Genomic DNA, 12812 nt, shown 5'->3' on the forward strand with positions numbered 1-12812 from the left:
CTCATTGCTCCTGGCGGATGTCGAGGTTGGCCAGCGTCACGTCGGCCTTGACGACGAGGACCGCTCCCGGCTTGTCCGCGTTGTAGGTCTCAGTGTCCTTCGCGGTGATCCCGGCGATTGACTTCGAGCCGAAGTGGACGTTGCTCAGGGTGGCGCTAGCCTCCACCCGGACCGGGACGTCCTTGGGGACCGTGATCCTCATATCGCTGAGGGTGATGTGCACCGGGACCACTGCCTCGCTGGCGAGCGGCCCTGCGGAATCGAGTCCTCGAAGATCCAGCTGCCCCGACGCGCCGGTGAGGGAATAGCCCGAGGTCGCCTGCGCGACGGTGGTGGGGGAGAGGCTGACCGCTCCTTGGGACCGGCTCAGCTGGTAGGCAGGCTGCGTGATGGCTGCGCTCGCGAGGGCGACGACGGCGAAGAAGGACAGGATCCCGCCCGTACGTCCGCGGATGCCTGCCACAACGATTCCCAGGCCGATGATCGCACCGGCGATCGCCCACAGCGCTCCCGAGGCAGGATCTACGATCGCGTTCCCCGCGAGCTGGAAGGCCAGAAGCGTGCCGGCGACGAGGACCGCGAGTCCCACGACAACCGTTGCGAAGGGGCCGCCCGGGCCGGGCCGATGCGGACGCACCCACACCGGCGCTGTGGCGCCGGCGGTCGTTGCGCCGGAGGGCTGTTGGCCGTACCGAGGATCCGCGAGGTAGTGGGCCTCTGGGGCCGCGGTTCCCGGCGGCCACGGCGCCCCTGCGGGCCCCTGAGGTACCTGACCCGAGAAGGTCCCCGGCGGGTAGAGCGGCGGCGGGGAATCCGTCGGGGCGCCCGTCGGAGCGACCGACGCGGGGAACACGCCGTCGCCCGTCGGCATACCGGCAGCGGGTGGACCGGAGGAAGCGGATGGGCTAGAGAGACCACCTCGGCGTGAGCGGCGTGACCGCGCGATGGTGACCACGATCAGTACGGTCACGGCCACCCAGAACACACCCCAGATGGCTCCCCAGAGCGGGCCGTTGCCGGTGGCCTCGAAGGCGAGCCCGGTGCGCGTCCCGCCGAGGCCGAGGACCGTGGACACCAGGCCTCCGGTCATGCCCGCTGTCCAGTGGCCCTGCATGGCCTCCTGCACGTGGATGCGGCCATCCGGCTCTGGTAGGAGCAGCCACATGAGGCCATAGACGAGGAGGCCGACGCCGAGGAAGATCGAGGCGACCACGAAGAGGCCGCGGACGAGGATCGGATCGACGCCCCACCGGTGGGCGAGGCCGCTGGCGACGCCTCCGCCCCAGCGGTCTGGGCCACGGTGGACGCCCAGACCGCGGATCCAAGCGAAGAAGTCGGCCCCGGCCCGGCCGGAGGGCTGGCCCGGGGAGGGGGTTCCGGAGCCCCCGTATGGGTGTTCGGTGCTCATGGCTCCATCCTTCCCATGTGAACCAATGCCTCCAGTGTCGAGCGGCGGATACGGCGGCTCTAGAGGCATTGGGCCCCCGCGTTTGGCGGGGGCCCGAGGGGTTCAGCTCACGCGGTCGGGTCGCCCGGGCCGGGGCCCACTGACCCGGGGCCGGGGCCTGCGGGGCCCACGCCCTTGGGCCGAATCCAGCCCTCGAGGATGATCCGGTTGTCCTGGTCCGGAAGGAGGACCCAGGCCACGATGTAGGCGAGGATCGCCGGGCCGGGGAGCAGGCACAGGACGAGGAACACGATGCGGACGAACGCCGGGTCGATATTGAGCCTGTCGGCGATGCCGCCGAGCACGCCTCCGACGATGCGGCGGGGGCCGCGCTTGAGCCCTGCCGAGCGGAGGGCGTTGAAGAAGGATTCCATGGTCTCTCCTAGGGTTGGGGTGCTGGGTGGGGTGCTGGGTGGGGTGCTGGTTGGCGTGCTGATTGGGGCAGATAGCGGCGTGGGCTGGGCGTCTACCGTCAGTCTGTCGCGGGCGGGTTGCGGGTCCCCGTCTGGCCCGCGGAACTGTCGTAGGGGCTTGGCCGCCGGGTTTCGGCATAGGCATCGGCGGTGGTCGGAGCGCCCGTGAGGTCGCCGCCTGAGGTGGCCGCCGCGCCGTCGTGCGTGAGAACGTGGCGGCGGCGCGAGGCCGCGATCCCGCCGACTACGAGCGCGAGCCCGGCGACGAGCAGGATGCCGGCAGCCGCGTAGCCGGGATCGATGCTGAACCATCCCAGCCGGTTGGCGAGCATGAACGCTCCCACCACGATCACCACTGCTCCCCACACGATTGTGCCGATGGAAGGCCCGGAAGTCTCGGGCCGGAAGTCCTGCTGTGTGCTCATCTCAGCGCTCCTCGTTGATCGTGACGTTGCTCAGGGTCGCGTCCAGTTGGAGGACGAGGGCTGACCCCGGCCGGCCGGAGTTGTAGGTGGTGGTGTCGTGCCGGGAGAATCCCGCCGAGGTCTGGCCCTGTGTCTGGACCTTGGCCATGGTCGAGGAGGTCCTGACCTGCACGGGGATGTCCTTCGGGACCGTGATGACGACGTCGCTCATGGTGGTCTTGACCGGAATGACGGTCTCACTCGCGAGCGGGCCCGAAGCGTCCAGGGCGCTCAGGTCGAGCGTCCCCTTCTCCGCTGCGAGGTCGTAGCCGCCGGCGGCCTGCTGGAGGCTTGTCGGGGCGTAGCTGGACTGCCGGGACTGGAGGTTGGAGAACCGGTCGACGCTCTGGGTCGCGGCGCTGGCCACGAGGGCCACGATGGCGAACAGAGTGAGGATGCCAGCCCGGCGACCGCGGAGGCCTGCCACGAGGATGCCGAGGCCGATCACGATGGCGACAACCGTCCAGACCGCGCTCGCCGCGAGGGTGATGGCTCCCGTGGCGACGAGAGCGCCGAGGGCGCCGGCCACGAGGGCCGCCATACCCAGCACCACGAGCAGGTAGGGGGCCGAGGCCCGGGGCCGCCGTGGAGGGCGGGGCGCTCGCGGGGGCCGCTGGTTGGCCGCGGGGGGAACGGGCGGAACGGATCCGCCGTAGTACGGGGGTGCCGCCGGTGCGCCGGCGTAGCCCGCGTCGCCCGTATCGCCGGCATAGCCGGTACTGCCGGCGTAGCCCGTATTGCCGGCATAGCCGGCGTAGCCGCTGTAGTCCGTCGAGTACGACGGCGGGGTGGTTGGCTTCGCGTAGTAGGGGTCACCGGCGGTGGGGACGCCGCCCGCGGACTCAGAACCCGCCGTCGGAGTCGCGTAAGGCGGCGTGCCCGCAGCGTGGGGGGCGGAGTACCGATACGGGCCGTATCCCGACCCCCGGTACCCGCTGCCGTATCCCGCGCGTCCCGCGCCCACGCGCATCGACCGCCGACGGCCGCCCCGCACAATGGAGAAGATGCAGCAGGCCACGACGGCCACCCAGAAGAGGCCCCAGAAGGCGCCGCCGATTCCGCGCTCTCCGAACCAGAATCCGGCACGCGCACCGCCGAAGCCGAGGATCGTGACGATGAGGCCGCCGGTCATGCCGGCCGTCCAGCGCCCATGTGCGGCCTCCTGGACATGGATGCGGCCGTCCGGTTCGGGGAGAAGGAGCCACAGGAGGCCGTAGGCGAGCACCCCGATGCCGAGGAAGATCGCCGCGACGATGAAGAGGCCGCGGACGAGGACAGGATCCACGCCCCAGCGGTGGGCCAGGCCGCTCGCGACGCCGCCCATCCATCGGTCGCCGCCACGCGTGACGCCGAGGCCGCGGATCCAGCTGAAGAAGTCGTTGCCCCGGGGCGCGGGTTGGGCCCTACCGGGGCGCGGCGAGCCGGAATCTGGCGAGTCGGTGCGGGCCGAGCCCACGTGGGGGCTCTCGTCCCGGGTCGGCTCGCTGGTCGGGTGGGGCTCGTCGTCCTGAGGCTGGGGTGCTGGCTGACCGCCAGGGGTCTGTTCGCTGCTCATGCATCCATCCTTCCGCCCGGCCTCGTGCGCACCCATCGGGGGACACCCTGAACAAACCCTGAAAGACCCCCGGGTTCGGCCTCGGAGCGACCCTGAGGCGGGGCATTGGTGCTTGGATGGAGGCATGAACACCGCCATCGTCCGGCCGCCGCTCGTGCGGGGGGAGGACCGCGTGATCGCGGGCGTGTGCTCCGGCCTCGCCCGGCATCTGGGGCTCCGCACCGACGTCGTCCGATGGATCATGGCGGCCGCGGCCCTCCTCGGCGGGGCGGGGATCGTCCTGTACGGGTGGCTGTGGATCATGGTGCCGACGGCGGCCGAGGCGCAGAGGCGCCAGACCCGTCGTCCGGCGTCTCCGATCGCCCCGGCGGTGAGCGTCCCCGTCCACCTGCAGGGGGGCCCGCGGCCGCGGGCGCACATGCCGCGCTACGCGCGGGAGGTGCTGCTCGGCGTCGTGCTCCTCCTCGGTGCTGTGGCTCTGGGCGGTCCGCTCATCGGGATCGATGTGCCCCTCGACACGGTGGTTCCCGTTGCGGCGATCCTCGGCGGTGTGGCGCTCGCGTGGATGCAGCTCGACGAGGAGCGGCGCGAGAAGCTCGTCCGCGGGGCCGGTGGCGAGCGCTGGACCGGGTGGCTGCGGCTCGGCGCCGGCATCGTTCTTGTGGTGGCCGGAGTGACGCTCGCCGTGTCGGGGAGCCAGTGGAATGTGCTGGGCCTCGCACTGCTCGCCTCCTTCGCCGTCCTGGCCGGCGTCGCGCTGGTGCTGCTCCCGTGGGGACTCAAATTCTGGCGCGAGCTCGGCGCCGAGCGCGCGGCCCGCGTGCGCGAGGAGGAGCGGGCCGAGATCGCCGCACACCTTCACGATTCAGTCCTGCAGACCCTTGCGCTCATCCAGCGCCGTGCGGGCAGCGAGGCAGACGTCACCCGTCTGGCCCGCGCGCAGGAACGCGAGCTCCGTGAGTGGCTGTACCGGGATTCCCGCAGCGGTCAGGGGACCTTCGCGGACCGGATCGCCGAGCTCGCCGGCCAGGTCGAGGACCTCCACGGGGTGCCGATCGACGTCGTCACCGTGGGCGGGACCGAGCCCGGCGACGGCTCGCGGGCTGGCGGCCCGGAGCCGGGCAACGGGTCCGAGGGTGCCCGCGCCGCGGAGGCCCAGGACGCGCTGCTGCAGGCATCCCGCGAGGCGATGCTCAACGCCGTCCGCCATGGGGCAGGCCCGGTGTCCGTCTATGCAGAGTCCGGCAAGGACGCGACGGAGGTCTTCATCAAGGACCGCGGAACCGGTTTCGACCCTGACGCCGTCCCCGCGGACAGGCTCGGGGTCCGCGAGTCGATCGTGGGGCGCATGCGGCGCCACGGGGGCGAGGCGACGATCGTGAGCGGGCCTGATGGCACAGAGGTGCGGCTGCGGCTGCCCAGAACGGAGGAGTCATGAGCCAGCCATCCGGCGTCGGGCCCGTGAGCGTGGTGATTGTGGACGACCACACGATCTTCCGCTCGGGTCTCAAGGCCGACCTCGACGAGCGCGTCCGGGTGGTCGGCGAGGCGGGGACGGTCGAGGGTGCCCTCGAGGCCATCGAGGAGCTCCGCCCGCAGGTGGTCCTGCTGGATGTCCACCTGCCCGGAGGCCTGGGCGGCGGCGGTCGGGAGGTCTTGACCCGCTGCGCCGCCCTGCTCTCCGAGGTCCGGTTCCTCGCGCTCAGCGTCTCAGATGCCGCCGAGGACGTCGTCTCCGTGATCCGCGCAGGCGCCCGGGGCTACGTGACGAAGACGGCCTCCGGCCCCGAGATCACCGACGCCGTGCTGCGCGTGGCGGGGGGCGACGCCGTGTTCTCGCCCCGGCTCGCGGGTTTCGTCTTGGACGCTTTCGGCACCCAGTCCGTGGCCGACGACGAGCTCGACAAGCTCTCCGCGCGCGAGCTCGAGGTCATGCGCCTGATCGCCCGAGGGTACTCGTACAAGGAGACCGCGAAGGAGCTCTTCATCTCCGTCAAGACGGTCGAGACCCACGTCTCGGCTGTGCTGCGCAAGCTCCAGCTCACCAATCGGCACGAGCTCTCGCGCTGGGCCGCCGACCGGCGCATCTGGTGATCCCCAGGAGTTGACTCCCGGAAGGTGAGTCCCAGGACGTGACTCCCAGATCTGCGGGCCACGCCCCGGGAGTCACCTGCGCGTCCGGGGACGGACGTGACTACTTCGCGGCGCCCAGCAGCTCCTGGATGCGGCCCACGCCCTCGGCGAGATCAGCGTCGCCGAGAGCATACGAGAGCCGCACGTACCCGCTCGGACCGAACGCCTCGCCGGGGACGATCGCCACCTCGACCTTGTCGAGGATGAGTGCGGCGAGCTCGGCGGATGTGGCCGGGCGGATGCCGGCGATCTCCTTGCCGAGGATCCCGCGCACGTCGGGGTAGACGTAGAAGGCGCCCTTCGGGGTCGGGCAGTTGATGCCGTCGATCGCGGAGAGCATGCTGACCATCGTCTTGCGGCGCCGGTCGAAGGCGACCTTCATCTCCTCGACGGCGTCGAGCGGCCCGGACACCGCCGCGAGGGCCGCCATCTGGGAGACGTTGGCCACGTTGCTCGTCGCGTGCGACTGGAGGTTCGTGGCGGCCTTGATGACGTCGGCCGGGCCGATCATCCAACCCACGCGCCAGCCGGTCATCGCGTACGTCTTGGCGACGCCGTTGAGGATCACCACCTTGTCGCCGAGTTCGGGGGCGGCCGTCGCGATCGAGGTGAACGGCACGCCGTCGTACGTGAGGTGCTCGTAGATCTCGTCGGTGACCACCCACAGGCCCTTCGAGGCGGCCCACTGGCCGATCTCCTTGGTCTGCTCGGGGGAGTACACCGCGCCCGTCGGGTTCGAGGGCGAGACGAAGAGGAGGATCTTCGTGCGTTCGGTGAGGGCAGCCTCGAGCTGGTCGACAGTCACCAGGTAGCCCTGCTCTGGCCCGGCGAACACGTCGACGGGGACGCCGCCCGCGAGGCGGATCGCCTCCGGGTACGTGGTCCAGTACGGGGTCGGGAGGAGGACCTCGTCGCCCGGGTCGAGGAGTGTCGCGAACGTGTTGTAGACGGCCTGCTTGCCACCGTTGGTCACGAGCACCCGGGAGGCATCGGCCTCGTAGCCGGAATCCCGCTTCGTCTTCGCGGCGATGGCCTGCTTGAGCTCGGGCAGGCCGCCCGCGGGCGAGTAGCGGTGGAAGCGCGGCTGGCGTGCTGCCTCGATCGCCGCCTCGACGATGTACCCGGGCGTCGGGAAGTCCGGCTCGCCGGCGCCGAAGCCGATCACCGGCCGGCCAGCGGCCTTGAGGGCCTTCGCCTTCGCGTCGACGGCCAGGGTGGCGGATTCTGCGATGGATCCGATGCGCTGGGAGACGCGTGCGGAGGTCATGGGGCGATCCTTAGGGTCGTGGGGCTGGTGGTACCCACTCTAGGCGGTCCATCCACGCCGCACGGGGTCCCGGCCGCAACGCGGTTCGACGTCGGTGAAGAATGTGCGTAAACTAGTTCCTCGGCGCCGGAAGCAGTGAGTGGCTGTGCCTGCCGGATCCGCGATGGCATGATGTCCTCGGATCCTTGGTAAGGTAGTCCACGGCTATTCCGCGTCTCAGGCGGTTTGCCGCCGAAGGGCAGTGGCGCAATTGGTAGCGCAGCGGTCTCCAAAACCGCAGGTTGCAGGTTCGAGTCCTGTCTGCCCTGCGCAGGAATCAGCCCGGATCGTTCCGGGTTCTTCCCGCACCCACAGAACGGATCCGGCGGGGAAGTCCTGCGGGCACAGCGAGTGAGCGAGGAATCGGTTGACCGAAACAGCTTCGAGCAGCTCGGGCCGCCCCAAGCAGGCCAGGAAGCTTGGCTTCTTCGGCCGGATCGCGCTCTTCGTCCGGCAGGTGATTGGCGAGCTTCGGAAGGTCGTCACGCCGACGCGTCAAGAGCTCGTGAACTACACGCTGGTGGTGCTGGCATTCGTCGTCGTGATGATGGTGGTCGTGTTCATCCTCGACTTCCTCTTCGGGATTGGCGTCGGCTGGGTCTTCGGCGGGTCGACCACCACCAAATAGGCTTGGATCCGCAGACCAGGACCTGAGACCGGGAGACCGGAATCAGGGACGGTGTGCGGATGAGCCATTTAAGCCGCAACGGGTACAACGAGTCAGTCGTTACGAGGAAAGCAGGAGACTAAGTGTCTGAGCACGAGCTCGAGGATCGCGGGACCGAGCACGAGGAGGCGGCCTTCGAGCCTGCCTTCTCCGACGCCGCCGCTGCCCCCGCCGCGCCTGCCGTTTCCCATGACGCCGGTGCCCCAGCCGACGACGCTGACGCCGAGAACACGGAAGCGGACGCAGACGAGGACTCGTCCGCAGCGGATGAGACTGTCGAGCTGATCGATTCCGAAGAAGCCGGCTCGGAAACCGCTGATTTCGAGGCTGACGAGGCGGACGACGCCGCGGGCGAGCCTGCCGCTGTCGAGGCCGACGACGCTTCCGGCGAGCACGAGGCTGCCGAGGATGAGGACCCGGCCGAGGCCGCCGCGAAGGCTGCCGAGGAGTTCCGCGCCAAGCTCCGCCGCCAGCCGGGCGACTGGTTCGTGATCCACTCCTACGCGGGCTACGAGAACCGTGTGAAGGCCAACCTCGAGACCCGCATCCAGACGCTGGACATGGAAGACTACATCTTCGAGATCCAGGTCCCGATGGAGGAAGTCGTCGAGATCAAGAACGCCCAGCGCAAGATCGTCAACCGGGTCCGCATCCCCGGCTACGTGCTCGTGCGCATGGATCTGACGGACGCCTCGTGGGGCGCTGTCCGCCATACCCCGGGCGTCACGGGCTTCGTGGGCAACGCCCACAACCCGGTCCCGTTGACGCTCGACGAGGTCGTCTCGATGCTCGCCCCCGTGTTCGAGGCCGAGCAGGCCGCCGAGGCCAAGGCCGCCGGCAAGGCAGGCCTGAAGGCCCAGGCCGCACCGGTCGCCGTCGACTTCGAGGTCGGCGAGTCCGTCATCGTCAAGGAGGGCCCGTTCGAGACCCTCCCGGCCACGATCTCGGAGATCAAGCCTGAGTCGCAGACTCTCGTGGTGCTCGTCTCGATCTTCGAGCGCGAGACCCCTGTGACCCTCGCCTTCAATCAGGTCTCGAAGATCTGAGCTCGGCCGGGGAACGCGCGACACAGTACAATTGAAGACTTCGCCCCGGAACCGGATGCCTTCCGGTCCCGGGGCGGCCGACTGCCGGGCCATGGCAGTCACCACCTGGGCGGCGCTCCTGCTGCTCCAGGACACGTAAGGAAGAAAAGGACCCTACATTGGCTCCCAAGAAGAAGGTCACCGGCCTCATCAAGCTGCAGATCCAGGCAGGCGCCGCCAACCCGGCCCCGCCGATCGGTCCTGCGCTCGGTCAGCACGGTGTCAACATCATGGAGTTCTGCAAGGCGTACAACGCCGCGACGGAATCCCAGCGTGGCAACGTCATCCCCGTCGAGATCACGGTCTACGAGGATCGCTCCTTCACCTTCATCACGAAGACCCCGCCGGCCGCTGAGCTGATCAAGAAGGCTGCGGGCGTCCAGAAGGGCTCGGCCACGCCGCACACCGTCAAGGTCGCCAAGCTCACCGACTCGCAGGTCGAGGAGATCGCCAAGACCAAGCTCGAGGACCTCAACGCCAACGACGTCGAGGCCGCGAAGAAGATCATCGCGGGCACCGCCCGCAGTATGGGCATCACCGTCGAGGGCTGAGTCCCTCGAAGCGGGGTTCCGACCCCACTATCGGGCGGTCACCACACGGGACCGCCACTTGAAGAAGTACGTGGCAGGGCCGAGCGCGGCCCACAATGACCACACCTGCACAAGGAGATCAAGAGCAGCATGGCAAAGCGCAGCAAGGCATACGAGGCAGCGGCCGCGAAGATCGAGGCCGGGAAGTTCTACGCTCCCGCCGAGGGCGTGGCCCTCGCCAAGGAGATCAACCCGTCGAAGTCGGAGGCCACCGTCGAGGTCGCGTTCCGCCTCGGCGTCGACCCCCGCAAGGCGGACCAGATGGTCCGTGGCACGGTCAACCTCCCGCACGGCACGGGCAAGACCGCCCGCGTCGTCGTGTTCGCGACCGGCGACAAGGCCGCGGCCGCCGAGGCCGCCGGTGCAGACGTCGTCGGCTCCGATGACCTCATCGAGCGCATCCAGGGCGGGTGGACGGACTTCGACGCCGCCGTCGCCACCCCGGAGCTCATGGGCAAGGTCGGCCGCCTCGGCAAGATCCTCGGCCCCCGCAACCTCATGCCGAACCCCAAGACCGGCACGGTGACCCCGGACGTCGCGAAGGCCGTCACGGACATCAAGGGCGGCAAGATCGACTTCCGCGTCGACAAGCACTCGAACCTGCACTTCATCATCGGCCGGACCTCCTTCGACGCCCGCCAGCTGGCCGAGAACTACGCGGCCGCTCTCGAAGAGGTGCTTCGCCTCAAGCCCTCCGCTTCGAAGGGCCGCTACATCACGAAGGCGACCGTCGCGACGACGTTCGGCCCGGGCATCCCGGTTGACCCGAACGCTACCAAGGTCATCATCGAGGGCTGATCCAGCCCCGAAGGCTGTACCGCTGAAGAGCCTCCTCCCCCTGCGGGAGGGGGCTCTTCTGCCGGCGGGCCCGCGTTCCACGGGCGCCCGCGGGTGTCGCACTAGACTTGCGCCCATGAGCGCTGAGCACCGCGTTCAGCGGCTGCGCCTGCCCCCGAGCCTTGAGGGGCCGGAGGCCGCTGAGTTCATGGAGTTCTCGCAGCTCGCGGATGCCGTTCAGCGGCAGATCTGGGGGCACGAGGACCGCTGCTCCCCGCCTGAGTACCGCCTGCGGGTATGGCGGGATTCCGCCTACGACTCGTCTGCGCTGTTCTTTGTCTGCGAGGGCGGCCGCATGGTGGGCCGGGCGATCTGCCGGACCCCGCTCAAGGAGGACCTCAACCGGGCCACAGTGCACGTCGAGGTGCTCGACAAGGCCTCGGGACGGGGCATCGGCCGCCTCCTTGCCGCCACGGTGGCCGAGGAGGCCGCGCGCCGCGGCCGTACCCTTCTGGACACCTTCACCGAGCATCCTGTGGGCTCGGTGCACGCGGAGGGGCCGTCCGACGCCGTCGTGCCCTCGACGGGCACCGGCACGCTCCCCGCCCGCGACCGATCCGTCCGCTTCGCGCGGGCGGCCGGCTTCTCGCTGAGCCAGGTGACCCGTTTCAGCGAGGTGGTGCTGCCCGAGGAGGGCTCGGAGCACGACGCCGTGTGGGCGGCACTCGAGGCGGCCGCGACCGCCAGGGCGGCGGCCGACTACGACCTCCTGCTCTGGCAGGGGGTCCCGCCAGAGCACCGGGGAGGCATGGCGGAGCTGTTCGCGCGCATGTCCGTCGATGCGCCCCAGGGCGAGGATGTCTACGAGCCCGCCGTCTGGGACGCAGCGCGTGTCGCGGCCCTGGACGGCCTGCTCGCTGAGGGAGGGACCACGCCTCTGTACGCGGTGGCGCGGCACCGGGCGAGCGGTCAGCTTGCGGCCTACACGGTCCTGTGGATCAGGCGCGGCAAGGAGGAGGTCGGGGATCAGGACGACACGCTCGTGCGGATCGGGCACCGCGGCCACTCCCTCGGGATGTGGATCAAGCTCGCCAACCTCGCCCAGTACCGCGCGCGGTTCCCCAGTGCGCGCAAGGTCGTGACGTCCAACGCCGAGGAGAACGTGCACATGCTCGCAATCAACGAGGCCCTCGGCTTCAGGCCGGCGGGGTACGACGGCGAGTGGTACCGGAGGCTTGCGTGAGCCGGGACGCCGGGCCCGACCACAGGCGCCGCACGCCCGGCGACCGGCTGGGGGAGCCGATGACGGCGACCGCCGTCGAGGCGCACGCCCTCCTCGCGGCATTTGCGGCCGTCCTCCTGGGCCTTGCGGTGGCACTTGCGGCCTTCGCCGGCCGCCGTCCGGCACTTTCCGGCGACCACGGCGTGGGGGACGTCGCGGCGCTCGTGGCCGGATTCGCCGCTCTCCTGGCCTGCGCTGTCGCCTACCGCCGCTCCTATGCGGAGCCCGACCGAAGATGGCTCGCCGAGCGGGCCCTATGGAGGCGGCTGCTCGGCCTGGTCGCGCTCGCGTTCGCGCACGCAGCCATCGCGTTCATGGTGACGTGGGCGAGCTTCCAGATCTTCCAGCGGGCTTTCAGCGGCGTCACGCTCGACGCGTTCGCGGCGGCACTCCTGACCTCGCTCGCGGGCGCGCTCGCCTCCTACGCTGCCTATCAGTCCGGCTCGCGCATGGACAGCTATGCGCTCTCGAACCTCATTGCCACATTCCTGGCTGCCGGGGTCCTGACCTCGATGGTCACGACCAACCGCTCCGACTGGTGGCAGGTCAACATGAGCGTGCTCGGAGCGGCCGACTATGGGGTCTCCCTCGCGTTCAACGGAACGCTCGTGACGGCTGGCGCCGTGATTGCGCTGCTCGCCGAGTACATGACCCGCGACGTGCGGGCGCTCGACCTCTACCGCGAGCATGCGGGCGTCGTGCTGGCCCGGAACCGCGAGGCCGTTCTGCTGGCGTGCATCGCCGCCATCGGCGCGTTCCTTGCGGCTACCGGGCTCGTGGCGGTGGACCTCTCCATTCCGGTGCACAACTCAATGGCCACGGCCATGACCGCCGTCTACACCCTGCTCGTGCTCCGCGCGCACGCATGGCTTCCCGGGCTCAGCCGGACGTTCTACCTCGCCGGTTACTTCATGCTGGCGGGGGCGGTCCTCTCGGTCATGATGTGGTGGCCGCTCGGGTACTACAACATGACCGCGATGGAGCTCGTCGTCGCGGGGGACATCCTAGCGTGGCTCGTGCTGTTGACGAGGAATGTCGCGGCCGCCGTCGAGGATGCGCGTCGGCTTGAGGACCCGCTCTCCTAAAGCTGGTA

At 69.9% G+C, this 12812-nt stretch carries 13 protein-coding genes and 1 tRNA gene; 9 read left to right on the plus strand and 5 right to left on the minus strand.

Features of this window, described 5'->3' with window-relative positions; all coding sequences use genetic code 11:
• Position 1: 1 nt before the first annotated feature.
• The 4 genes from RBS60_RS00770 to RBS60_RS00785 form a co-directional block, all read right to left on the minus strand.
• Positions 2–1408 carry a PspC domain-containing protein gene (locus RBS60_RS00770; protein ID WP_307955606.1) on the minus strand — a complete coding sequence of 469 codons (1407 nt, stop codon included), beginning with the start codon at positions 1406–1408 and terminating at the stop codon, positions 2–4.
• 107 nt (positions 1409–1515) lie between these two features.
• Positions 1516–1821, minus strand: a complete 306-nt coding sequence (locus RBS60_RS00775) for a PspC domain-containing protein (protein WP_307955607.1) — start codon at positions 1819–1821, stop codon at positions 1516–1518.
• Positions 1822–1919: 98 nt separating this feature from the next.
• Complete coding sequence (locus tag RBS60_RS00780; protein ID WP_307955608.1) at positions 1920–2285, minus strand: hypothetical protein; 366 nt, start codon at positions 2283–2285, stop codon at positions 1920–1922.
• A 1-nt stretch (position 2286) separates the two neighbouring features.
• Positions 2287–3879, minus strand: a complete 1593-nt coding sequence (locus tag RBS60_RS00785) for a PspC domain-containing protein (protein WP_307955609.1) — start codon at positions 3877–3879, stop codon at positions 2287–2289.
• A gap of 124 nt (positions 3880–4003) precedes the next feature.
• On the opposite strand from RBS60_RS00785, the gene RBS60_RS00790 reads away from it, so the two are divergent.
• Both RBS60_RS00790 and RBS60_RS00795 read left to right on the plus strand, forming a co-directional pair.
• On the plus strand, positions 4004–5317 hold the full coding sequence (locus RBS60_RS00790) for a PspC domain-containing protein (protein ID WP_307955610.1): 1314 nt from the start codon (positions 4004–4006) through the stop codon (positions 5315–5317).
• Entirely contained in the window at positions 5314–5973 is a 660-nt protein-coding gene (locus RBS60_RS00795; RefSeq protein ID WP_307955611.1) for a response regulator transcription factor, read from the plus strand. The genes RBS60_RS00790 and RBS60_RS00795 overlap by 4 nt, the downstream gene beginning before the upstream one ends.
• 100 nt (positions 5974–6073) lie before the next feature.
• Here RBS60_RS00795 and RBS60_RS00800 read toward each other — a convergent pair whose 3' ends face one another.
• Positions 6074–7279 carry a pyridoxal phosphate-dependent aminotransferase gene (locus RBS60_RS00800; protein ID WP_307955612.1) on the minus strand — a complete coding sequence of 402 codons (1206 nt, stop codon included), beginning with the start codon at positions 7277–7279 and terminating at the stop codon, positions 6074–6076.
• 235 nt (positions 7280–7514) lie between these two features.
• On the opposite strand from RBS60_RS00800, the gene RBS60_RS00805 reads away from it, so the two are divergent.
• The 7 genes from RBS60_RS00805 (at position 7515) to RBS60_RS00835 (ending at position 12804) form a co-directional block, all read left to right on the plus strand.
• Positions 7515–7587 (plus strand) — tRNA-Trp (locus RBS60_RS00805).
• A gap of 98 nt (positions 7588–7685) precedes the next feature.
• Positions 7686–7946 carry a preprotein translocase subunit SecE gene (secE, locus tag RBS60_RS00810; protein ID WP_307955613.1) on the plus strand — a complete coding sequence of 87 codons (261 nt, stop codon included), beginning with the start codon at positions 7686–7688 and terminating at the stop codon, positions 7944–7946.
• Positions 7947–8068: 122 nt separating this feature from the next.
• Positions 8069–9031: a transcription termination/antitermination protein NusG gene (gene nusG, locus RBS60_RS00815; RefSeq protein ID WP_374049189.1), complete on the plus strand. Its 963-nt coding sequence runs from the start codon at positions 8069–8071 to the stop codon at positions 9029–9031.
• A gap of 158 nt (positions 9032–9189) precedes the next feature.
• Positions 9190–9621, plus strand: coding sequence for a 50S ribosomal protein L11 (gene rplK / locus RBS60_RS00820; RefSeq protein ID WP_307955614.1), 432 nt, complete (start codon positions 9190–9192; stop codon positions 9619–9621).
• Positions 9622–9750: 129 nt separating this feature from the next.
• Complete coding sequence (gene rplA / locus RBS60_RS00825) at positions 9751–10458, plus strand: 50S ribosomal protein L1 (RefSeq protein WP_307955615.1); 708 nt, start codon at positions 9751–9753, stop codon at positions 10456–10458.
• Positions 10459–10573: 115 nt separating this feature from the next.
• Positions 10574–11680, plus strand: coding sequence for a GNAT family N-acetyltransferase (locus RBS60_RS00830; RefSeq protein WP_307955616.1), 1107 nt, complete (start codon positions 10574–10576; stop codon positions 11678–11680).
• The gene (locus RBS60_RS00835; RefSeq protein WP_307955617.1) at positions 11677–12804 is read left to right on the plus strand and encodes a hypothetical protein; all 1128 of its coding nucleotides are present in this window, start codon (positions 11677–11679) and stop codon (positions 12802–12804) included. The genes RBS60_RS00830 and RBS60_RS00835 overlap by 4 nt, the downstream gene beginning before the upstream one ends.
• Positions 12805–12812: the final 8 nt, after the last annotated feature.

The sequence above is a fragment of the Sinomonas sp. ASV486 genome, from assembly GCF_030908215.1.
Classification (GTDB): Bacteria; Actinomycetota; Actinomycetes; order Actinomycetales; family Micrococcaceae; genus Sinomonas; species Sinomonas puerhi.

Bases quoted from the DNA above. Each gene is read 5' to 3' on its own strand.
- RBS60_RS00770 (WP_307955606.1), bottom strand. From the start codon at position 1,408: ATGAGCACCGAACACCCATACGGGGGCTCCGGAACCCCCTCCCCGGGC.
- RBS60_RS00775 (WP_307955607.1), bottom strand. From the start codon at position 1,821: ATGGAATCCTTCTTCAACGCCCTCCGCTCGGCAGGGCTCAAGCGCGGC.
- RBS60_RS00780 (WP_307955608.1), bottom strand. From the start codon at position 2,285: ATGAGCACACAGCAGGACTTCCGGCCCGAGACTTCCGGGCCTTCCATC.
- RBS60_RS00785 (WP_307955609.1), bottom strand. From the start codon at position 3,879: ATGAGCAGCGAACAGACCCCTGGCGGTCAGCCAGCACCCCAGCCTCAG.
- RBS60_RS00790 (WP_307955610.1), top strand. From the start codon at position 4,004: ATGAACACCGCCATCGTCCGGCCGCCGCTCGTGCGGGGGGAGGACCGC.
- RBS60_RS00795 (WP_307955611.1), top strand. From the start codon at position 5,314: ATGAGCCAGCCATCCGGCGTCGGGCCCGTGAGCGTGGTGATTGTGGAC.
- RBS60_RS00800 (WP_307955612.1), bottom strand. From the start codon at position 7,279: ATGACCTCCGCACGCGTCTCCCAGCGCATCGGATCCATCGCAGAATCC.
- rplA (WP_307955615.1), top strand. From the start codon at position 9,751: ATGGCAAAGCGCAGCAAGGCATACGAGGCAGCGGCCGCGAAGATCGAG.
- RBS60_RS00830 (WP_307955616.1), top strand. From the start codon at position 10,574: ATGAGCGCTGAGCACCGCGTTCAGCGGCTGCGCCTGCCCCCGAGCCTT.